This is a genomic window from Paraburkholderia sp. BL23I1N1, assembly GCF_003610295.1.
Lineage (GTDB): Bacteria > Pseudomonadota > Gammaproteobacteria > Burkholderiales > Burkholderiaceae > Paraburkholderia.
In genome coordinates this window covers 3,763,590-3,784,639 of sequence record NZ_RAPV01000001.1, presented here as the reverse complement: position 1 = coordinate 3,784,639, position 21,050 = coordinate 3,763,590, and the positions used below count along the sequence as shown (strand labels likewise).

The 21,050-nt window shown below is 60.9% G+C and carries 21 protein-coding genes; 12 read left to right on the top strand and 9 right to left on the bottom strand.

From position 1 onward, the window contains the following. Nucleotides 1-2: 2 nt before the first annotated feature. The 5 genes from B0G76_RS17570 to B0G76_RS17550 all read right to left on the bottom strand — a co-directional run bounded on the left by B0G76_RS17570 (nucleotide 3) and on the right by B0G76_RS17550 (nucleotide 6,428). Nucleotides 3-2,666 (bottom strand): bifunctional diguanylate cyclase/phosphodiesterase, encoded by a 2,664-nt coding sequence (locus B0G76_RS17570; protein ID WP_120293727.1) that lies wholly within the window; start codon nucleotides 2,664-2,666, stop codon nucleotides 3-5. Nucleotides 2,667-2,820: 154 nt separating this feature from the next. Next, nucleotides 2,821-3,984: an acetylornithine deacetylase gene (argE, locus tag B0G76_RS17565; RefSeq protein ID WP_120293726.1), complete on the bottom strand. Its 1,164-nt coding sequence runs from the start codon at nucleotides 3,982-3,984 to the stop codon at nucleotides 2,821-2,823. Continuing rightward, on the bottom strand, nucleotides 3,977-4,654 hold the full coding sequence (locus B0G76_RS17560) for a DUF1028 domain-containing protein (RefSeq protein WP_120293725.1): 678 nt from the start codon (nucleotides 4,652-4,654) through the stop codon (nucleotides 3,977-3,979). Before B0G76_RS17560 ends, argE begins: the two co-directional genes overlap by 8 nt. A 10-nt stretch (nucleotides 4,655-4,664) precedes the next feature. Next, the gene (locus tag B0G76_RS17555) at nucleotides 4,665-5,102 is read right to left on the bottom strand and encodes a RidA family protein (protein ID WP_120293724.1); all 438 of its coding nucleotides are present in this window, start codon (nucleotides 5,100-5,102) and stop codon (nucleotides 4,665-4,667) included. Nucleotides 5,103-5,111: 9 nt separating this feature from the next. Continuing rightward, complete coding sequence (locus B0G76_RS17550; RefSeq protein ID WP_120293723.1) at nucleotides 5,112-6,428, bottom strand: NAD(P)/FAD-dependent oxidoreductase; 1,317 nt, start codon at nucleotides 6,426-6,428, stop codon at nucleotides 5,112-5,114. A 179-nt stretch (nucleotides 6,429-6,607) separates the two neighbouring features. Here B0G76_RS17550 and B0G76_RS17545 point away from each other — a divergent pair, with 179 nt between their 5' ends. The 6 genes from B0G76_RS17545 (at nucleotide 6,608) to B0G76_RS17520 (ending at nucleotide 12,695) form a co-directional block, all read left to right on the top strand. Next, entirely contained in the window at nucleotides 6,608-7,534 is a 927-nt protein-coding gene (locus B0G76_RS17545) for a LysR family transcriptional regulator (protein WP_120293722.1), read from the top strand. 264 nt (nucleotides 7,535-7,798) lie between these two features. Then, nucleotides 7,799-9,271: an aldehyde dehydrogenase gene (locus tag B0G76_RS17540; RefSeq protein WP_120293721.1), complete on the top strand. Its 1,473-nt coding sequence runs from the start codon at nucleotides 7,799-7,801 to the stop codon at nucleotides 9,269-9,271. 48 nt (nucleotides 9,272-9,319) lie between these two features. Further along, entirely contained in the window at nucleotides 9,320-10,711 is a 1,392-nt protein-coding gene (locus B0G76_RS17535; RefSeq protein WP_120293720.1) for an aspartate aminotransferase family protein, read from the top strand. A gap of 188 nt (nucleotides 10,712-10,899) precedes the next feature. Further along, the gene (locus B0G76_RS17530; RefSeq protein WP_120293719.1) at nucleotides 10,900-11,271 is read left to right on the top strand and encodes a hypothetical protein; all 372 of its coding nucleotides are present in this window, start codon (nucleotides 10,900-10,902) and stop codon (nucleotides 11,269-11,271) included. A 195-nt stretch (nucleotides 11,272-11,466) separates the two neighbouring features. Further along, complete coding sequence (locus tag B0G76_RS17525) at nucleotides 11,467-11,808, top strand: hypothetical protein (protein WP_120293718.1); 342 nt, start codon at nucleotides 11,467-11,469, stop codon at nucleotides 11,806-11,808. A 2-nt stretch (nucleotides 11,809-11,810) separates the two neighbouring features. Further along, nucleotides 11,811-12,695, top strand: a complete 885-nt coding sequence (locus B0G76_RS17520) for a 4-hydroxy-tetrahydrodipicolinate synthase (RefSeq protein WP_120293717.1) — start codon at nucleotides 11,811-11,813, stop codon at nucleotides 12,693-12,695. 126 nt (nucleotides 12,696-12,821) lie between these two features. On the opposite strand, the gene B0G76_RS17515 is transcribed toward B0G76_RS17520, so the two are convergent. Further along, entirely contained in the window at nucleotides 12,822-13,544 is a 723-nt protein-coding gene (locus B0G76_RS17515; RefSeq protein ID WP_120293716.1) for a Crp/Fnr family transcriptional regulator, read from the bottom strand. Between the two features lie 91 nt (nucleotides 13,545-13,635). On the opposite strand from B0G76_RS17515, the gene B0G76_RS17510 reads away from it, so the two are divergent. Beyond that, complete coding sequence (locus B0G76_RS17510; RefSeq protein WP_120293715.1) at nucleotides 13,636-14,175, top strand: DUF962 domain-containing protein; 540 nt, start codon at nucleotides 13,636-13,638, stop codon at nucleotides 14,173-14,175. An 89-nt stretch (nucleotides 14,176-14,264) separates the two neighbouring features. Here B0G76_RS17510 and rarD read toward each other — a convergent pair whose 3' ends face one another. Beyond that, nucleotides 14,265-15,161: an EamA family transporter RarD gene (gene rarD / locus B0G76_RS17505; RefSeq protein ID WP_120293714.1), complete on the bottom strand. Its 897-nt coding sequence runs from the start codon at nucleotides 15,159-15,161 to the stop codon at nucleotides 14,265-14,267. A 576-nt stretch (nucleotides 15,162-15,737) separates the two neighbouring features. Between rarD and egtD the strand changes: the two genes are divergently transcribed. Further along, nucleotides 15,738-16,721 carry an L-histidine N(alpha)-methyltransferase gene (egtD, locus tag B0G76_RS17500; RefSeq protein ID WP_120293713.1) on the top strand — a complete coding sequence of 328 codons (984 nt, stop codon included), beginning with the start codon at nucleotides 15,738-15,740 and terminating at the stop codon, nucleotides 16,719-16,721. A 47-nt stretch (nucleotides 16,722-16,768) separates the two neighbouring features. Here egtD and B0G76_RS17495 read toward each other — a convergent pair whose 3' ends face one another. Continuing rightward, nucleotides 16,769-17,062, bottom strand: a complete 294-nt coding sequence (locus B0G76_RS17495; RefSeq protein WP_120293712.1) for an acylphosphatase — start codon at nucleotides 17,060-17,062, stop codon at nucleotides 16,769-16,771. Between the two features lie 167 nt (nucleotides 17,063-17,229). Between B0G76_RS17495 and hpnA the strand changes: the two genes are divergently transcribed. The 4 genes from hpnA to B0G76_RS17475 all read left to right on the top strand — a co-directional run bounded on the left by hpnA (nucleotide 17,230) and on the right by B0G76_RS17475 (nucleotide 19,622). Beyond that, nucleotides 17,230-18,240 carry a hopanoid-associated sugar epimerase gene (hpnA, locus tag B0G76_RS17490; protein WP_120293711.1) on the top strand — a complete coding sequence of 337 codons (1,011 nt, stop codon included), beginning with the start codon at nucleotides 17,230-17,232 and terminating at the stop codon, nucleotides 18,238-18,240. A 142-nt stretch (nucleotides 18,241-18,382) separates the two neighbouring features. Next, nucleotides 18,383-18,958 carry a hypothetical protein gene (locus tag B0G76_RS17485; protein ID WP_120293710.1) on the top strand — a complete coding sequence of 192 codons (576 nt, stop codon included), beginning with the start codon at nucleotides 18,383-18,385 and terminating at the stop codon, nucleotides 18,956-18,958. A 95-nt stretch (nucleotides 18,959-19,053) separates the two neighbouring features. After that, nucleotides 19,054-19,305 carry a type II toxin-antitoxin system Phd/YefM family antitoxin gene (locus B0G76_RS17480; protein ID WP_120293709.1) on the top strand — a complete coding sequence of 84 codons (252 nt, stop codon included), beginning with the start codon at nucleotides 19,054-19,056 and terminating at the stop codon, nucleotides 19,303-19,305. After that, the gene (locus B0G76_RS17475) at nucleotides 19,305-19,622 is read left to right on the top strand and encodes a type II toxin-antitoxin system RelE/ParE family toxin (RefSeq protein ID WP_120293708.1); all 318 of its coding nucleotides are present in this window, start codon (nucleotides 19,305-19,307) and stop codon (nucleotides 19,620-19,622) included. The genes B0G76_RS17480 and B0G76_RS17475 overlap by 1 nt, the downstream gene beginning before the upstream one ends. Before the next feature lie 110 nt (nucleotides 19,623-19,732). Here the strand turns inward: B0G76_RS17475 and B0G76_RS17470 are convergent, their stop codons facing one another. After that, complete coding sequence (locus B0G76_RS17470; RefSeq protein ID WP_120293707.1) at nucleotides 19,733-20,905, bottom strand: glycosyltransferase; 1,173 nt, start codon at nucleotides 20,903-20,905, stop codon at nucleotides 19,733-19,735. Nucleotides 20,906-21,050 lie beyond the last annotated feature (145 nt).

Here is a 21,050-nt window from a genome sequence, read left to right as displayed (position 1 = left end):
ACTCATACCATTGTCGTTGCCGGTCGCCTCGCTTTCGCACCGGCCGAATCTTTCGACAACCACTGCGCGGTCATCTCCTCCGCTCCCGCCGGCCGGCCATAGAAGTAGCCTTGCGCGATATCGCATCCCATGTTCGTCAGTAAGTCGGCTACCTCGGACGTTTCCACCCCCTCGGCCACCACTTCCAGATTGAAGCTATGCGCCAGCGCGATGGACGATTCCACGATCCGGCGATCCGCTTCTTCGGTCATGAGTGAGGCAATAAAGGAGCGATCGATCTTCAGGATGTGGACAGGAAGCCTCTTCAGATAAGCGAGCGAAGAGTGGCCCGCGCCAAAGTCGTCGATAGACAGTCTGACGCCGATGTCCCGAATCTGACAAAGTTGCATCAGTGCCGTACCGGGATCGCTCATCAGTGCGCTTTCCGTGACTTCCAGTTCGAGTTGCTCGGGCGAAACATCGAACTCGACGAGCAATGCGCGTACTTGCGCCACGAAATCCCGATGCAGCAGATTGTTCACGCTAACGTTGACAGATACCGACGCCCTCCGATCCAGCAGCGACCACCACTTCAGTTGCTGCATCGCCATCCGGATCACGCGATCCGTAAAGGGATAAATCAACTCCGTCGTTTCCGCCAAAGGAACGAAAATACCAGGCGATATGGCACCCTGACTCGGATGTGTCCATCGCGCCAATGCCTCGAAGCCGACCAGGGCCCCATCGCTCAAGCGCACTTTTGGCTGGTACGCCAGCGCCAGATCGCCGTTGCGGATGGCGCGCGCAAAATCGGACTTGAAGGTCAATGAGCGCGGCGCGTAGCAATCCAGCTTCGACGAATAGTGCTCAAACGGAATCAATGCCCGTTTTGCGGAATACATGGCAATGTCGGCACAGCGCAGAAGCTGCTCGGGATCGGTTGCGTCATCGGGATAGACCGCGATGCCGACACTCGCGGAAATTTCGAAATTCGCATCGTTGAGCGTGAAGGTTCTTTGCACGGCTGCGTGCAATTCGTCGCAAAACTCGGCGACGCCACCTGCCCATTGCGTCGGGTCCGCGCAAACCGCAATTTCGTCCCCCCCAAGTCTGCCAATGCAGCCAGACCGGCTTCCAAGCACGCGGCTTAGTCTCCCGCCCAGAATTTCAAGGACCGTGTCGCCAGCGTGATGCCCCAATGAATCGTTAATGTCCTTGAAACGGTTCAAGTCCACAAACGCAACGAAGAACGACGTGTTCGAATCGCGGCCGATTCGGCTAGCAAGATGATCGAGGAACGCGGAACGATTCAGCAGCCCCGTGAGCGCATCGTGCCGGGCGAGAAATTCCTGCCGCGCAAGGTACTCGCGCTCGGCCGTCACGTCTCGCAGCAGCGCGGTGACGCATGCATCCGTCTCGTGCGGAGACGCGAATAGCTGCATTTTCACGTGGACCATGCCCGACTGGCCAACGCGCCGAAATTGCCAGTCATGGATGCACGTTTCGCCCGGCTGGAGTTTGCGCAGTTGTCTTAGTCCGCGGGACTCGACCACCGCTGAATCTCTATCCGTAACAGTCAGATGGAAAAGATTCACACCGGCGAGATCCTGTTCCGATCCAACACGCAAAAGGCGGGAAGCCGCCTGATTGCATTTCTGGATGACGCCGTCGCGATTCAGAATAACCAATCCGTCGCCCACCGATCTGAACAGTTGCCGATACTGGCTGTGGCTGCCCCTCAGGTCCAGAACGGTCTTCTTCAGTCGCAAACCGAAGACAAGCGATGCAATAGTCCCTGCCAACAGTAAAAAAAGCTGCACGGCAGACTGTCTCAACCACGCGATTTCAAGCGAACGCTTAGGCACGCCCACCACCACAAAGAGCGGTAGCGCGTCGGAGTGTGAGTAACCGAATATGTCGTATTGTCGATCGACGGAGGATTCGCTTTCAAATGTCCCCGATTGCTGCGCCGCCAGGATTCGTAGCGCGTTCGGTGGAACCGGAGCCGGGCGAATCTCGAAGACGCGCTCGCGGCTAAGGTAGCGGAACAGCCTTTTCCCGTCGCCCGTGAACAAACCAAAGCGTCCATCCGTTACCAATTGAAGACTGGCGGCCGCTTCGATCAACTTCTCCGCCGGAACGAGTGAGAAGAAAACGTCCGCGTCCCTGCTGGACTCCGCGCTGCGTAACGCCAGGGGTAAATACCAGATGCCGCTCTCATCGTCATGGATCAGCGGGAGGGGCTCGACAACGTTCGCCTGCAGGGTCCTGAACGCCGCCTTTAGCGCGCTTGCCATGGCGGGTTGATTGAGGAAGAAGCCCGCGCGGTCCACCATCAGGACTTCGCCACCGTGGTCGACCCCAACACGCGCCGAAACGGTGTCGTAGCGCATCGCATCCGACAGGCTAGCCTGCATCAGACGCGTGCCTGCACCCGGATGGCCTTGTAAATCCGAGCGAACGCCCAGGATGCTATGGGTGGCCCGCACAAGTTCACCCGAAATATGCAGCTGCACGGCCTCTGCAATGGTCAGCGCGTCCTTGTGCCCCGTCTCTACCAACTTGATGCGGTCCCGAGCAAGGCCGTAGCCGGCCAGTCCGATCAACACGAACACAGACAGGAACAGGACCAACTCGAATTGGCGACGACGAAGAAGATCCAGCCAGAGTGGGGAACGATTCAGCATGGGTAGACCTGATAAGCCAGTGTGCGAACAACAAAGATCCAACTAGGCACAAAGGGCTTAACGGTCTGCTTCGCCACTTCTTAATGGGTACAAATACCGGTTGAAGTGCGATTAGCGATCGACGAATCGATGCGGCTCCGGTGCGGAGACTGAATCAGACTGGGCTCCGGAGATAGTCGGCGAGGCGAGCCAACATGGCATTGCAGCGCGACAGTTGCTCAAGGGTAATGAATTCGTCAGGCTTGTGCCCTTGATCCATGCTTCCCGGGCCGCAGACCACGGTAGGAATGCCCGCCTGATCGAACAGTCCGCCCTCTGTGCCGAAGGCCACCGTGCCGAACCCGGTGGAACCGCTCAGCAGCGCCAGCAGGCGCGCCGCTTCGCTGTCGGGTGAGGTGGCCAATCCCGGATAGGCGGAGAGCGGCTGGAAGCGAATGTCCGTATCGGGCTGGACCGAACGCATCTTCGGCAGCAGTTCGGCTTCAGCATAGGCCTGCAGCTCGTCCGCGACTGCGTGGGCATGAAAGCCTGGCAGCGTGCGTACCTCGAAATCGAATTCGCATTCAGCCGGCACGATGTTCAGCGCACGGCCACCTTTGATTAGGCCGGTCTGCACGGTCGAGAACGGCGGATCGAAGCGTTGATCATGATGTTCAGGCCGTGCCAGTTGTGCACCGATCTCTCCCAACCGGCCGATCAGTCGCGCCGCATATTCAATCGCATTGACCCCATAAGGTGCATAGGCCGAATGACAGACTGCCCCTTTCACCTGGCAGCGCATGGCCAGTTTGCCCTTGTGACCCAGCACCGGTTTCATCTCAGTCGGTTCGCCGATCAGGCACAAGCGTGGCTTGCGCGGACGCTTTGCCAATTCCGCCAACATCGGCCGCACGCCCAGGCATCCCACTTCCTCGTCGTAGGAGAAGGCCAGGTGGACCGGCAACTCCAGCATCCGTTTGAGAAAGACCGGTACCGCCGCCAGCACCGAGGCGATGAAGCCCTTCATGTCGGCCGTCCCGCGACCGTACAACCGCCCGTCTCTTTCGGTGAGATGGAACGGCTCCATCGTCCAGGCCTGCCCCTCCACCGGCACCACGTCGGTATGGCCGGAAAGCACCACGCCACCTCGATCACGCGGACCGATGGTGGCGAACAGGTTGGCCTTGGTGCGCTCCGGGTTGTGGAAAAGCTCGCTCTCCACGCCGAGTTCCGCCAGGTAATGCTGGATGAAAGCGATCAGTTCCAGGTTGGAATCCCGGCTGACGGTGGCGAAACCGATCAGTCGTTCGAGCAGTTCACGGCTGGACACCTCACTCATTGCCCGGCACCCCGTAGCTGGGCGCAGCGGTGGGATTCAACGCCCGGGCCAGGTAGTCCTGCATCTGCGGCCGATAGGCTTGCCAGAGCGCGTCCAGTTGGCCAATTGGGTTGTCATCCGCCCAATCGACACGCAAATCGACGATCGGCCACGCCACGTCGCCAACAACTTTGAGCGCCGCCGAGTGCACGGGCCCCGCTTCGCCACCGGCGGCCATCGCGGCATGCATGGCCGCCAGCAGGCGGTCGGCCAGCATCCCGGAAGCTTTCTCGAAAGCCTGAACCATCGCCTCGATGACCTGGACACCGGCCAACAGGTTGCCGGCGGCTACGCATTGCTCACCCGCCACAGCGTTGTGCACGCCCAGAGCTTCTTTACCACTGAAGAACGCGGTACGGCCCTCGCCATCGATCACCGTCACCTGTCGATACTCGCTCCAGCCGTTGGCACTGAGCGCCCTGTCCAGCGCCGCCGCAGGCTCGATCGACTGGTGTTCGAGGAGGTCGAGAATCTGCGGGCCGAGTGCAGGCAGGGTGACGTTCTGGGTTGCCACCGCACCCACCCGTGCACGCACCCAGGGGCATCGCGCGCCCACCGCGATACTGGACGAGCTGATGGCGATCCCAAGCAGCCCCGTTTCCGGGCAACGACCGACAATAGAGAATGTCATGTCCTACTCCTCAGGCCTCGGTCGGCTTCCAGTTATCCGGGATCACTGCGATCACATCGATCTCCATCAGCCACTGCGGCTGGCCCAAGGCGCTCACCACCAGGCCGGTGGAAATGGGGAACACGCCCTTAAGCCATTTGCCGACCTCCTGATACACCGGCTCGCGATAGCGCGGGTCGATCAGGTAGGTGGTGGTCTTGACGATGTGGGACATGTCGCTGCCCGCCTCTTCCAGCAACTGCTTGACGTTCTTCATCGCCTGCGCGGCCTGGGCGCCCGCATCGCCGAGCCCGACGAGGCGGCCTTCGAAATCGGTGCCCACCTGACCGCGCACATAGACGGTGTTGCCGGCGCGCACGGCCTGACAGAGATCGTTGTCCAGCGTCTGGTTCGGGTAGGTATCCCTGGTGTTGAACATGCGGATTCGGGTGTGTGTAGGCTGGCTCATTAGTGCACCTCAATACTCAGAAAGAAAATCTGCTTTGCAGAACTCGCGACCGTCTTCTGCCTGACGTTCTGAGGCATCGCGGTAGGAGAGATATTTGCGCTGCGTGACGATATGGTCGGCAATATGCCGGGCGTCGTGCCAGACGCCCCAGATGAAAGCGGAGCCACGACGCGAGAGCCACGGCAGACCCAGGAAATAGACACCAGGCTCGCTCGACACGCCGCGCTGATGCCGCGGCCTTCCGTTTGCATCGAAGGCATTCACATGCAGCCAGCTGTAATCGACCGCATAGCCGGTTGCCCAGACGACCGAGGTGACGCCGGCCTCGGCGAGATCGAGCTCAGGAATGGGATGCGTCACGCATTCCGGGTCCGGGAGCGTATGGCGGGCTTCAGGTTCTTCCGGAAGGTCGAGACCATTACGGGCAATGTAGGCGTCAGCTGCATTCAGCAGCGACAGATAGTTTTCGTCGCCGCGAGCAAGGTTGTCTGCCAGATCCGATTCGAAAGTCACTACGCGGTCATTGAACGACTTCGTCAAACCAACCAGCGCCATTCCCTGATTGGCAAGACGCCGGAAGTCGACCGTATGGCCGCCACGCGCACCGCTTACCGCAATCGTGACGTGCTCCTTGCCCGGTCGCATGACCTCGGCATCCCATTCGCCGAGAACGCCCAGCCACCAGCAAAAGTCACGGCCGCGATAAGCGCGTGGAGGACGATCGTGCGGTCCAACCGAGAGGTAAACCATCTTGCCCGCGCGTTGCAACTCATCCGCGATCTGCACGCCCGACGACCCGGCGCCGACCACCAGAACACCCCCCTCGGGCAATTGCTTCGGATTGCGATATTCGGCGGAGTGGATCTGCGCGATCGTTCCAGCCTTTGGAGCGATCGGTGGAATAACCGGGCGCTGAAAAGGTCCGGTTGTAACCACCACGCGGTTGGCCTCGATTACACCCTCAGTTGTTTCAACAGTGAAGCCCGAGCGGCCGGCATTGCGCACAACCTTCGTCACTTCCACACCCGTGCGGATGGGCGCGTTGAACTTCCTGGCATAAGCTTCAAAATAGTCCGCAACCTGATCTTTCGTTGCAAAGGCGTCGGGGTCGAGATCGTCGAACTCCATGCCCGGAAAACGATCGTGCCAGGCCGGTCCATTGGCAACCAAAGAATCCCACCGTCCCGTGCGCCAGCGTTCGGCGATACGGTCGCGCTCCAGAACGAGGTGGGGCACCCCGAATTTGCCCAGGTGTTCACTCATGGCGATGCCGGCCTGACCGGCGCCAACCACAAGCGTGTCGATTGATGTTCTTTCAACTGTCATGGCTCTCTCCCTCCAGGATCGACTAACGAAAGCAATCTACGCGGATACGCACCATCTGAAAAACACATTTAAAAAATGCAAATCATCTGTTTTAGCTATGCAAAGCGCGGGATAATCGGCCTGTAACCGGGCGCCGCGCCCGGCGCCGCCAGAATGATTTTTCTCATGGGGACAGTTCAATGGAAAGCCCACTGCTTCGGTATTCGCTGCGCCAGTTGCGATACTTTGTCGTGACGGCAGAAGCGCTGTCATTTACCGGCGCGTCAAAAATCCTGCACATTTCGCAGCCCTCGATTTCCACGGCGATTGCCGAGCTGGAGGAGTCTTTTGGTGTGCAACTGTTCCTCCGTCACCATGCCTCCGGGCTCTCTCTGACCCAGGCAGGGCGCGAGATGCTCGGCAAGACGCGTGACCTGCTGAAGAACGCAGAGGAACTACAGGTTGCCGCACGCGGAATGGACACCGGCATATCGGGTGGCATTGCGTTCGGCTGCCTGGTCTCGCTTGCTCCGCCGTTGCTGCCGGGGCTCATCAGCCAATTTGTCGCTCAACATGCCGGCGTCGTATTCCAGACGCTGGAGGCGCATCAGGAAGATTTGTTCACGGCCCTGCACGACGGATCGCTCGACCTCGCGCTGACCTACAGCATCGATCTGACCGACGACATTGAATTCCTGCCGATGCTGACGCTGCCGCCGTACGTCATCTTGCCGAAAACCCACCATCTGGCCCAGCATCGCTCGGTCGCGCTTTCGAATCTCGTGGGGGAACCCTACGTGATGCTGGACCTGCCCCATAGCCGCGAATATTTTGCGGCGCTGTTCGATGCGGTGGGCGAGCGTCCGGTTCCGGCGTTCAAGTCCGCGCAACCCGAGGTGGTTCGCGGCATGGTGGCGAACGGTCTGGGATACAGCATCCTGAACTTTCCGCTCAAATCGACTCATACCGTGGATGGTGAGGATTTCGTCGTCAAGCGGTTCAAGGACGACGTGACAGCGGCCACGTTGGGCATTGCACAGTCGCGCAACATGAAGCCGAGACAGGTTGTGCGGCATTTCACGGCTTTCTGTGAAGCGCAGATAAAAAAACAGCACGCGAAGCGCTGAGTTTTTTGCGCTGAGGCCCGACCACGATCATGCTGTCGACGGGTACTTCACTACTGGAAAGGAATGCAACTGTCAAAATGAATAGGAAAAACAGATGCAATGAAGAGCAAATTTGTTCTTTCCGGTCCCTTTTTGTTGGTCGACAGTGGGGTGGTAGAGCGGTAGCTGTTTCGATCATCGACACACGAGATGGGCGCGCAGAGTTTCCCATCTCCAGACCGGAGTTAATCCTTGAGTCACTCTTCAGCCGATATTCACAGCCATATGGACTGGCGGCGACTGGCCGCGGACGTTCTCCCGCGAACGCAGGCACACATTGACGGACGCTTCACGGACGCATTGAGCGGTGAGACTTTCCAGGCGATCAATCCGGCAACCGAGACGGTGATTGCCAACGTTGCATCCTGTGGCGTTGTGGATATCGACGACGCCGTTCGTGCTGCCCGTGTTTCGTTTGATGCAGGACACTGGTCGCGTTGTCCGCCGGCGGAACGCAAGCGTGTCTTGTGCCGGTTAGGTGCATTGATTGCGTCCCACGGCGAAGAGCTCGCCCTGCTCGACTCGCTCAATATGGGCAAGCGCGTGGCCGACGCCTTCAACATCGACGTGCCGGCCGCAAGCAGCCTGTTCTGCTGGTATGGCGAAGCGCTAGACAAACTGAACGGCGAGGTCGCCTCGACCGATCCGGGCAATCTCGCTGTTGTTACACGCGAGCCGCTCGGCGTGGTCGGCGCAGTCGTGCCGTGGAATTTTCCGCTCGATATGGTGGCCTGGAAAATTGCACCCGCACTTGCAGCGGGCAACAGCGTCGTACTGAAGCCCGCGGAGCAATCGCCACTATCCGCACTGCGTCTTGCCGAACTCGCGCTCGAGGCTGGACTGCCACCGGGCGTGCTGAACGTCGTGCCCGGGTTCGGAGAGACGGCTGGACGCGCGCTCGGATTGCATCCGGACGTCGACGTCCTGGCGTTTACGGGATCGACGGTCGTCGGCAAGAAGTTTCTCGAATACACCGCGCAATCGAACATGAAGCAGGTCTGGCTCGAATGCGGCGGCAAGAGTCCCAATCTGGTTTTCGAAGACGCTGACGATGTCGATCTTGCAGCCCGCAAGGCGTGCTTCGGCATCTTCTTCAACCAGGGCGAAGTGTGCTCGGCTAATTCACGACTGCTGGTGCATCGCTCGATCCATGATGAATTTGTCGATCGATTGATCACCCATTCGCTCGACTTCATGCCGGGCGATCCGCTTGATCCTGCCAGCGGCATGGGCGCAATCGTCGACCGCGCCCAATTCGACCGGGTAAAAGGATGGATCGAGCGGGGCCGCACGAGTTCGACGCTCGCAACCGGTGGCGGAACACGTCTTGTCGACGGCAAGGGGTATTTCGTTGAGCCGACCATCTTTGTCGATGTGAACGCAAGCGATCCGATTGCGCGAGAAGAAATCTTTGGGCCGGTTCTCTCGGTTCTCAAATTCGATACCGAGGACGAGGCCATCGCGCTTGCCAACGATTCGATTTATGGACTCGCCGCATCGGTCTGGACGGGCGGCCTGTCGCGTGCGCATCGCGTGGCGTCGCGCCTGCGTGCCGGCACGGTTTCCGTCAACACCGTCGACGCACTCAGCGCGCAAACTCCGTTTGGCGGTTTCCGGCAATCGGGGTTCGGCCGCGATCTGTCGTTGCATGCACTCGACAAATACACGGGACTCAAGACGACGTGGATTTCCTACTGATCCGGCGATCAACCGTCCGTTACACGTCACACAACTGGAACCTTGAACATGAATGCGCCTAATTTTCCGCACCGCGCCACTCGCGATTACCAACAAAGCGATGCAGCCCATCACCTGCATGCCTTCGTCGATCAGAAAGCCCTGAACAACGAAGGGGCGCGCGTGATGGTTCGAGGCGACGGTGTCTATCTCTGGGATAACGACGGCAACCGTTACATCGATGGCATGTCCGGTCTCTGGTGCACCAACGTCGGTTACGGCCGTCAGGAACTGATCGACGCGGCGTCGCGGCAAATGAAGAACCTGTCGTACTACAACATGTTCTTTCACACCACGCATCCCGCCGTGATTGAATTGTCGGAGCGGCTCTTCTCATTGCTCGGCGATCGCTTTAGTCATGTCGTGTACACGAACTCGGGTTCCGAGGCGAATGAAGTGCTCATTCGTACGGTCCGGCGGTATTGGGACATCCAGGGCCAGCCCGGCAAGAAGGTTTTGATCGGGCGAATCAATGGCTATCACGGGTCGACTGTCGGCAGCGCGTCGCTGGGCGGCATGGCCTTCATGCATGAGATGGGCGACCTGCCGATTCCGAACGTGACGCACGTCGACGAACCCTACTGGTACGCGAACGGCGGAGATCTTAGCCCCGAAGCATTCGGCAAGCAGGCCGCGTTGTCACTCGAAAAGAAGATTCTCGAACTCGGTGCGGACCGGGTCGGCGCCTTTGTCGCTGAACCATTTCAGGGCGCGGGCGGCATGATCTTTCCGCCGGACGGCTACTGGCAGGAGATCCAGCGCATTTGCCGTCAGTACGACGTGCTGTTGTGCGCGGACGAAGTGATCGGTGGTTTCGGGCGAACCGGAGAATGGTTCGCGCATCGGCACTTCGGCTTCGAGCCGGATTTGATCTGTATTGCGAAGGGTCTGACATCGGGCTACGTGCCAATGGGTGGCCTGGTGATGAGCCGGCGGATCGGCGAGGCGCTTGTCGAAAAAGGCGGTGTCTACGCGCACGGACTGACTTATTCGGGTCACCCAGTCGCAGCAGCGGTCGCGCTTGCCAATCTCAATGTTCTCGAGAACGACCGTCTTGTCGAGCGCACGAAGAACGATACCGGACCATATCTGCAGAAAGCATTGCGCGATGCCTTCGCCGATCATCCGCTGATCGGCGAGATCCAGGGCGTGGGCGCGGTGGCCGCGATACAGTTCGCGAAAAATAAGGCCACGCGTGAGCGCTTTAGCGACGAGGCCGAGTTGACCTGGCACAGCCGGACGGTCGGCTTCGAGTTGGGTGCCATCGTGCGCTCGACGAACGGCCGGCTGATCGTCGCCCCGCCGCTCGTGATCGACCATGCGCAGATCGACGAACTGGTGGACAAGATGCGGCAATCCGTCGACGCGACCGCACAGAAGGTATTCGCCAATACTCGTTGATCCTGTTCGGTGTGATCGAACGCCCGCCCAATAGCGGGCGTTCGAATTGCGCCTGGGAATATGTATCCGCCGTTACGTTTTGTCACCAGAGCACCGTCAACTGCTGTCCTCCCGCCTGCGTTAAACCGGCAGCGCTGAAACATTTCAGCCGCGACACAAAAAACCACCGGTCAAACAGGAGTTACATCATGAAGACGCTTTTCGCTGCTCTCGCTTCCGCTCTCGTCGTGTCGACCGCATTCGCACAAACCGCTGCGCCGTCGGCCGCACAACCCGCCCAAACGCAACCTGCCGGCCAGGCAAATCTGAAGGCGAGCACCGCCGCGCAGACCAGCGCAACGGACGAAGGCGCCACCGCCACGAAAGCGCCGACCAAAGCCGCGACGAAGGCGCACGTGAAAAAGACTTCCACGAGCCACACCGCAAAAGCCCATAAAGCCACCAGGAAGGCCACCGTCGACACAAGCGCGAGCAAGACCAAGACGGAGAGCGCGAAAGAGGCCAGCAATGCCCCGGCAAAAGCCGACGGCGCAAAGACCGACACGACGAAGACGCAATAACACGTGATCGGCTTTCGGCACACACCGGCCACGCATGTGTAGTTAATCGAAGCTGAACGGTGCCGTTCAGGGAGGGCGAGTCTGATGACTCGCCTTTTTTTTGTCTGACACCCCAATTTTTGCACTGCGTTTATTCGTGGACGTCTAATCTCGAACTGTCTTGATCAACCATGGCGTCAACGAACGCCGCATTAAATGGCTCTCACGCAATCAATCGACAGCTTCGAAACGCAGCCGCCCAGCGCGCCGCCGGTCCGGCGTAACAATGTCATTCCCTTCCCCGCGGCGCGCGCCCGCTTGCAGGTGACCCTGCCCCATCCCTCGCACGATCTTCCCGGCACTCAGCTCCGCACCCTGCTTCGTTCTCCGCTCGGCGTGTATGTGGTGAGCACGGAGGCCGTGCGCGAAGAAGTCCGCGTGCAACTCGACATTGCACTCGACGACCTCGACTTCACCTTGCATACGCTGATCTCAACCCTGCCCGCCGCAATGATTGGGCCACTGAAGCGCCGCCATGCCGTCGCAAAGGGGCGCTAATCATGTTTTCAGGAATCTGGCTGCCCATCGTTACACCGTTGCGTAACGGCGAAGTCGACGTCGACGCGTTGCAGCGTCTCGCGGACAACTACCTGCGTACGGAGATCAGTGGTTTTGTCGCCTTGAGCACGACGGGCGAAGCCGCTTTGTTACAGGAATCCGAACGCCTCACCGTGTTGCAGGCGCTGACCGATGTAATCGGCTCGCGTCTGCCGATGCTGATCGGCGTTGGCGGTTCCAACACCCACGACGTCCTGCACGATATTCAGCGCTATGAACGCTGGGATTGCGCGGGTTACCTGGTATCTGCACCGTCGTACGTCTGTCCGGATCAGGCCGGCATGCAATGGCATTTCGAACAGGTCGCGCTCGCCACCGAACGCCCTATCGTTTTGTACAACGTGCCGCATCGAACCGGCGTGACGATCCAGCCGGACACGGTTGCGCGCCTCGTCGAGCACGGCAACATCGTCGCGATCAAGGAATGCGTCAAGGAACACTTCAGCAAGCTGCGCGGCCTGCCAATCAACGTGCTATGCGGTACCGACGAAGCACTGGACGACTGCCTGAACAACGGCGGTTCCGGCGGCATTCTGGCGAGTGCCCACGTTTGCGCGGATCTTCTGGTTGCGGTACAGGAATTGATCGCAACCCATCGCGACGCGGATGCGCGCAATCTGTTCGCCTGCTTGCTGCCCGTGCTGCGTCTGCTGTTCTCCGCGCCCAATCCGTCCGCGATCAAGGCGATGCTGGCATTCGATCACGCGATGACCGACGAAACGCGCATGCCGATCACGCGCGCTTCGGCACAACTCGTCGAGCGCGTGAGCACCGCGCGCGACAGGTTGCAAGACCTGCGCGCCGAGTTTGCCGGGGCGATGAGCTAACGAATAGCGGGTTGCGCTTCAATGTGCATGCAACTGCGCCGCGAATCAGTTCATCATTCGTGGCGCAAACTTGCGTCCAGGCGCTGCATTCGTAACACGACACGCCGCGCGGGACCTCAGCGCGACTCAGTTCGATCCATCTCCTGCCGGATTCAGATTGGCTAGCGCGCTGAGCTTTTGCACGTCCGTGATTTCGATTTCCGCATAGCCCAGCTTCAACGCGCCCTGCGTTTCGAACTGCTTGAGTACCTGATTGATCGTCTGCCGCGACAAAGCCAGCATCATCGCCAGGTCCTCCTGTGGCACTTTGAGTACACGCCGCGATGCGCCGGGTTCGCCGTAGCCGCCCGCCATCAACAGCAGCCGGCGCGCCACGCGCGGCGCGGCGGGAAGCAAGGCGGCTTCTTCTATGGCGTCGAAAGCGAGGCGCAGTTTTTGCGTCAACAACAAACCGAAAACGTGCCAATACTCGGGCGTGCGTTGGAGCAGCGTAGCAAGCGCGGCGCGCGGTACGTGAAACAGTTCGGAATCGCGTTCGGCATACGCATCATGGGTTCGCGGGCGGTTATCGAACAGCGCGATCTCGCCGAACCAGTTGACCGGCTCGATGACCGCGAGCAACGCTTCCTTGCCGGCCGGACTCGCCGCGCCGATTCGCACCAGACCGTCGAGCACGGCGTAGAGGCCGTCGTCGGAATCGCCGCGCGTGAAGAGCCGTTCGCCGGCCGCCAGGCGCTCGGCACGCCCCGCCTGGATCAACTGCGCCTGCATGGCGGCCGGCGCCGAGCGGAACCACGCGCTGCGCTCGAGCAGCGTGGCAAGCTCATTCGATGAAAAACGCGCAGTCATAGAACGGTATTCGTGCCCGATTGTCGGTTACCCGATGGTTTCATATTTCGCTGCCCGCGATTATGCTGACTTTGATTGAGGAGCGGCATCCATGAGAACGCTGACGCAACAGCTTACGCAATACGCGGCCTATCATCGCGACCGGCGCAATATCGCCACGCATTTCATCGGCATTCCGATGATCGTGCTGGCGCTGGCGGTGTTGTTGAGCCGGCCGGCTTTTGGCCTGGGCGCGCTGCCGCTCACCGTATCGCCCGCGTGGGTGCTGTTCGCCGCGGCGACCGTCTATTACCTCGTGCTCGACGTGCCGCTCGGCGTGATGATGGCCGTGGTATCGGTAGTGTGCGTTGCATGCGGACAGTGGCTCGCCGCGCAAACGACGCTCACCTGGCTCGCCTCGGGCATTGGACTCTTCGTGGTCGGCTGGGTGTTTCAGTTCATCGGCCACGTCGCCTACGAACATCGCAAGCCGGCCTTTGTCGACGATGTGATTGGTCTGCTGATCGGGCCGCTATTCGTCCTCGCGGAAGCGTTGTTCGGTTTTGACTGGCGGCCGGCGCTGCGTGAAGCGATCGAGGCGCAGGTCGGCGCGACGCGTATCAATGCGGATCGCGCGGCAGCGCACCGCTGAACCGCGGCGCGTGATTCGGCGGCCAAAGGTCAACGCTGCGCGCTGCATCGCCCCAACTCAATCACCCGCCGCGACTCAACCAACGCGCCTTAGCGCTGCGCAAACCCAACGAGCCGTACGCTATGCAATGCCGTCAGCGCAACCGCAATCCAGATCGGAATATACGTGGCTATCTGCGTGGCGCTGAGCGTCTCGCCGAGCAACGTGATCGAGACAAACACGAGCAACACCGGTTCGACATACCCGAGGATACCGAACAACGCGATCGGCAATAAACGGCTCGCCTTCAGATACGAAGCCAGCGCAATGGTGCTGAGCGCGCCGAGCCCTGGCAAGAGCAGGCACCACATGTCGATACGGTCGCCGATCGCCGCGAGCGACCCGCCGATGACGACGAACACAGCCGCCGCCGGCAACAGCAGCGCCATTTCCACCGTAAACATGGCCAGCGAATCCTGGTTGATTTTGCGGCGCAGCACGAAATACGGCGGATAGCCGAGCGCGACGAGCAAGGTGGGCCACGAAAAAGCGCCCGTCATCCACAGTTCATGCGCGACGCCCAAAGCGGCGAATATCACAGCGAGCCACTGCAAACCGTCGAGGCGCTCGTGATAATAGAAGCGGCCCAGCAGCACCATCACGAGCGGCAGCAGAAAATAACCGAGCGAGACTTCAAGCATGCGGCCATGCAGCGGCGCCCATAGAAACACCCACAACTGCGCGCCCAGCAAAACTGCGCTGACAACCATCGCCGCGCCGAGCGTCGGCTCCGTCACCATGCGGTAAAGAAGCCACCGGAGAATAGGCAGGCATTTGCGCAACACGATCAGCAACAGCGCGCCAGGCACGGTCCACACGACGCGCCACGCGAAAATGTCAAGGCCGCTCAGCGGCGCAAGCAGCTTGGCGTAAGCGGACAGTAAAGCAAACATCGCCGACGCGCCGACTGACAACGCGATACCGCACTTTGGGTCATACTGGTTCATTGCGCGGCCCGTGGCGCAATCGGTTTGGCGTGCGATGCGGATGCGGGTGTATGCGGCACAGCATATGGCTGCGCGCCACGAGTTGTTGTCATTAGAAGTGAAGTCTCACAGATTGGCAGTGCGGCTGAAGTGCAGATCAAGCGCCACATTTTTATCTTCGATAGGCGATGCAAGCGGGCATTCTAGACGGGTTCCCGGCCAACATGCCCGCATGCTCCTTGCAAATAGCAGCAATTTTTCCCATGCGCATCGCGCTCCGATGCACTAAAACATAACTTCACGCGCGCCAGGCGAATCCGCAACTGCAACACCGGCAACCTCCTGCGCTGTTGCTCAAGCGCGAATCTTGCTACGAAGTCTGGCGACACCGTTTGCAACGTCATCCGGGACACCTTGGATATCCGTCGCAACCGTCATTTTCAACCGTCGTCTGCAGCATCAATGAGCCGGGCCGGCACAGACAGTCCACGTGGACCGGGCCAGCCCTTCTTTCCCACGGCATGCAGCCACTGCGTTTCACCGCGCATGCCGCCTAGCCTGTAATCCCGCTCATCGAATGTGACTACTGGAGCCAGCATGACCCAGCCAGCCCTCTCGCTCGACGCATCGCCCGATCTACTACGCGCCGCCTTCGCCGCCGAGGTGCGCGCCGGACTCACCCACGCACCGCAAAAAGAACTGCCGTCGAAGTATCTGTATGACGAAGTCGGCTCCGCGCTATTCGAAGTGATCACCGTACTGCCCGAATATGGCGTGACACGCGCCGAGGAGCGGCTGCTCGCAAAGCACGCGGCGGATATCGTCGCGCATCTGCCGCACGACGTGACCGTCGCCGAACTGGGCAGCGGCAGCGGACGCAAAACGCGGCGCATTCTGGAAGCACTGTGTAAAAAGCGCCCTACTTCGTACTGTCCGATTGAAATTTCGCGCAGCGCATTGCAGTTGTGCAGGCGCGAACTGGGCGACATCGAGCGGATTTCGATCGTCGGTTATGAACGCGATTACCTGGCGGGACTCGCCGAGGTGAGCAAGGACCGCGCGGAGGACGAACGGTTACTCGTGCTGTTTCTTGGCAGTACGATCGGTAATTTCGGCAGACTCGCGGCGACGCGTTTTCTGCGCGATATCCGCAACATGCTGGCGCCAGGCGACGCGCTGCTGCTCGGCACGGATCTGATCAAGCCGACCCCCGTGCTCGTGGCTGCTTACGACGATGCGATCGGTGTGACCGCATCGTTCAATCTGAATCTGCTGGCGCGCATCAATCGCGAACTCGAAGGCGATTTTCCGCTCGATGCCTTCGAGCACGTCGCGCGCTTCAATCCGGACGCGCGCAGCATCGAGATGCATCTGCGGGCGAAACGCGACGTCACCGCGCACGTGGGCGCCGCGCAACTGACGGTCTCGCTCAAAGCAGGCGAAACGATCTGGACCGAGAGCAGCCACAAATATCGCGCTGACGAGGTGCCCGCGATCGCCAACGACGCCGGCTTCATGTGCAGCCATCAGTGGATCGAAGACGGCTGGGGATTCGCGGAGAGTTTGCTGGTGGCGCGCTAGCGCTCAGTGCCACCTCAGTGCCACCTCAGTGCTGTCTCAGTGCTGTCTCAGTGCTGCTCAAAACGCTCAAAACGTTTTTCCGTCGCGCGCTCTTCACCGGTCACCTCGGTGACGCGCGCCGCCGGCGGCCCGTGACGCAACCATGACAGCATCCGGTCGACCTGGTTGGCCGAGCCCTGCAACATGGCTTCGACGGAACCGTCGTCGAGATTCGCCACCCATCCCTTGATACCGAGCGCGTGGGCCTGCCGCACGGTGGCGTGGCGAAAGCCAACGCCCTGCACGGTGCCGCGCACTCGCACGTAATACGTTTCGATCCGCTGATCCAGATCCGGGGCCATGCCATCCTCTCCTATGCAACGCAAATCTTTCAAGCCGGCATTCTAGTCGCGTCGCGACGAGAATGCTCGGCGGCGTCTCAGTTCACCTGCACCTCGGCCGACCGGCGCGACACGCGGTACGCGCGACACGTACAATCCGTCGACTGTCACGCAGGGAATGAAACAGAATGACCGAACAGAATCGCGATCTCGTGCTCGTGACCGGCGCTTCCGGCTTCGTCGGCTCGTCGGTGGCGCGCATCGCGCAGCAAAAAGGTTTCAAGGTGCGCGTGCTGGTGCGCGCCACCAGTTCGCGCAAAAACGTCGAGTCGCTGGACGCGGAAATCGTCGTCGGCGACATGCGCGACGAAGCATCCATGCGCAACGCGCTACGCGGCGTGCGTTATCTGCTGCACGTCGCAGCGGACTATCGGCTGTGGGCGCCGGACCCGAGCGAAATCGAGCGCTCGAATCTCGAAGGCACCGAGGCCACCATGCGCGCGGCGCTGAAGGAAGGGGTCGAGCGCATCGTCTATACGAGCAGTGTGGCCACGCTGAAAGTCACGAGTTCCGGCCAGTCCGCGGACGAGGGCTCGCCGCTCAAAGCCGACCAGGCAATCGGCGTGTACAAGCGCAGCAAGGTGCTGGCCGAACGCGCGGTGGAGCGCATGATCGCCGAGGACGGCCTGCCGGCCGTGATCGTCAATCCATCCACGCCGATCGGTCCGCGCGACGTCAAGCCGACGCCGACCGGACGCATCATCGTCGAAGCGGCGCTCGGCAAGATTCCCGCGTTCGTCGATACGGGGCTGAATCTCGTGCACGTGGACGACGTGGCCGCCGGCCATTTTCTCGCGCTCGAGCGCGGCAAGATCGGCGAGCGCTACATTCTCGGCGGCGAAAATCTGCCGCTGCAACAGATGCTCGCGGATATCGCGGCGCTGACGGGCCGCAAGGCACCGACCTTGAGTTTGCCGCGCTGGCCGCTGTATCCGCTCGCCGCGGGCGCCGAAGCAGTCGCCAAGATCACAAAACGCGAACCGTTCCTCACTGTCGACGGGTTGAAAATGTCGAAGAACAAGATGTACTTCACGTCGGCGAGAGCGGAACGCGAACTCGGCTATCGCGCGCGGCCCTATCGCGAAGGCTTGAGCGATGCGATCGAATGGTTCAGGCAAAGCGGGTATTTGAAGTCCTGATGCGTGCATGACGATCAGGTCACGCCGCGCCGGGCGATCCGGCGCGGCCTGCATGCACTTTGTTACAACGTCACTGTGTTTGCGACAGGTAAAAGCCTACGCGCAGCAGGTAAAATCGTAGGTCTTACCAGAGAAACCTCGCATGAATCTTCACGAACAGCTCGGCGCGCTGGAAATGGGCGTCGATCAGCTTATCCAGGCTGTCGTGGCCCCACAGGCCGAAAACATCCCAGAGACACCCGCAGTCGCAGCAACCGCCACGCAGGAAGCGCCGCTGGCGAATCATGTCGCGTCCGGATCGAAGGCGGAAGACGTCGCGCCAGAAGCAGCGGCGGTCGCGGTAGAAGCAGCGGAGTCTGCACCTACCTCCGGCGAAGCGCGGGCTGCCCAGTTGCAGCCCACGCTCGAAATCAACCGTCCCGCGCAAAACGAGATCACGATGACCATCGGTGGTCAGACGGTCGCGTTGCGTGCCGAGCAGATCGGGCAATTGATCGAGGAATTGTCGAACGCGCGCGCCTCGATGACGCCTGAACCGCCGCCGGGCATCCCGCCGGGCTGGCGCTTCGTCTCGACGAAGAATCCCGTCATGGCCGTGCAGAAACAGTCGAATGGCGACCGTCTGCTGGTGATGCGCCACACCGGCCACGGCTGGGTGCCGTTCACGTTTTCGCCCGACATGGTGATCCAGATGTACATGATGCTCACCAAGGGCTGATGGTCATGTGCATCGCTCAGCCGCAATGGCTGAATGAGCACACTGGATAAATCTGGCGTAAAATAGGGCTAAATTTTGACCTATTTGGTGTCGCCATGGAAAACATCCACAGCCTGCTAACCGTCAGCATCTCGGAATTCAAGCAAAACCCGGGGAAAGTGGTCGAAGAGGCGCATGGTCAGCCTGTCGCCGTGCTCAATCACAATCGTCCAGCCTTCTACACGGTGTCGCCAGAGCTGATGGCTCAGATGGCCGAGTTATACGACGAGCGCCAGCTGACGGCGCTTGTACAGTCCCGCCTCAAGTCGGTGAAACGCGCGGTCAAGGTCAATCTCGACGACCTGTGATGGCGCACGAACTCCGATTTGTACCTGAAGCACTTGAAGACTGGGCAGACCTCGACGGCTCGGTCAAAGCGCTTTTCAAGAATGCGCTGAAGAAACGCCTGCTAACCCCGAGAGTGCCGGGCGCCGAACTCCGGTCGCCACTCGTCGACTGCTACAAGATCAAGCTGCGGGGTATCGGGTACCGGCTGGTCTATCTGGTCCGCGATAACGAGAATTCGCCGGATATCGTCGTGCTAGCGGTCGGCCGCCGCGATGGCGGCATCTACGAGGCAGCGGCGGTTTCGTGGGAGGAAGGGCGCACCCTTGAAGGGGACTGACCTGACAAGACGAACCATCCTGGACGGCAGACGCAGAAGGCCCAGCGTCGGCGCCGAGGCACTCTGCCTACCACTTCAGCGCGGCACGTTCTTGCCTCCGCTTGCGCCCCTCAACGCTCCTGCACCGGCGCCTGCACCCGCGCCTTCCATTGGCCGCCCTTGCCGCGCCAGTAGCGCACCGCCGACGCAAACGTCGCGCCGACATAAAACAACGCTACCAGCGGCAGAAACGGCGCCCACAGCGGCGAGCGGCGGTAATAGCTGAGCATCGGCGCATAAGCACAGCACATCAGCGCCCAGGCAAGCCACGCCGGCGCGCCCTGCGGGCCAAGCACCAGCGCGGCCACCGGCGGCATCAGGTAGATGATCGTCATGCCCAGCAGCGTGCCCGCCAGCAGCAGCGGCGAGTAACGCAACTGCGTAAAGGCTGTGCGCGCAATCATGTTCCAGATGTCACGCCAGCTATCGTAAGGACGCAGCGACACGCTGCGCGCCGCCACATCCAGACGGATCAGATGCCGCCCCGTGCCACGATGTTTGATGCGCGCGGCGAGGCTGCAATCGTCGATCAGCTCGGCGCGGATCGACTCGATGCCGCCCGCTTCTTCGAGCGCGCTGCGCCGGACCAGCATGCAGCCGCCCGCGGCCGCGGCCGTGCGGTTGCGCGGGTTGTTGACCCACGAGAACGGATACAGCTTGGCGAAGAAGAACACGAAGGCCGGAATCAGCGCCTTCTCCCAGAACGAATCGCAGCGCAGACGGACCATCAGCGAGACGAGATCGCGCTTTTCCGCATCCGCGCGGACGGCGAGTTGCGCGACAGCGTCCGCGGGATGGCCGATGTCCGCGTCGGTAAGCAGCAGGAAATCGGCCGGCAGGCCGAGCGTGCGCACCGCCTCGATACCCTGCGACTGCGCCCACACCTTGCCGGACCAGCCCGGCGGCAGCGGCTTCGCGCTCAGGACCGTCAGGCGGTCCGGGCATTGCAGTTGCAACGCGGCCGCGCGGGCGGCGTCGGCGGTGCCGTCGGTGCTGTGGTCGTCGACGACGATCACGTGGAACTCGCCCGGATAGTCCTGCTCGAGCAGGGTGGTAACCGCTTGCCCGATGACGTCGACCTCATTGCGTGCCGGCACCACGGCGACAACCGCCGGCCACGTCTCGCGCGGTTCGAGCGTGAGCGGCGCGGCGGGACGCGCCCGCCAGAATCCGCCACGGGCGAACAGCAACACGCACCAGATCAGCAGGGAAAGACACGAAAGAAGAAACAGAACCACCGCCATTAAGCATTACCCTCGAGTGAACATCCAGCGAGTGTCGAAACCATTCTGTAATGTGACGCGCACACGCGCGCCGCAGGACCACGTAGTTTAAGGGTTCCGCCAGACCGGCGCAGCGTGTAATCATTGCCATCTGCGCAGGGACACG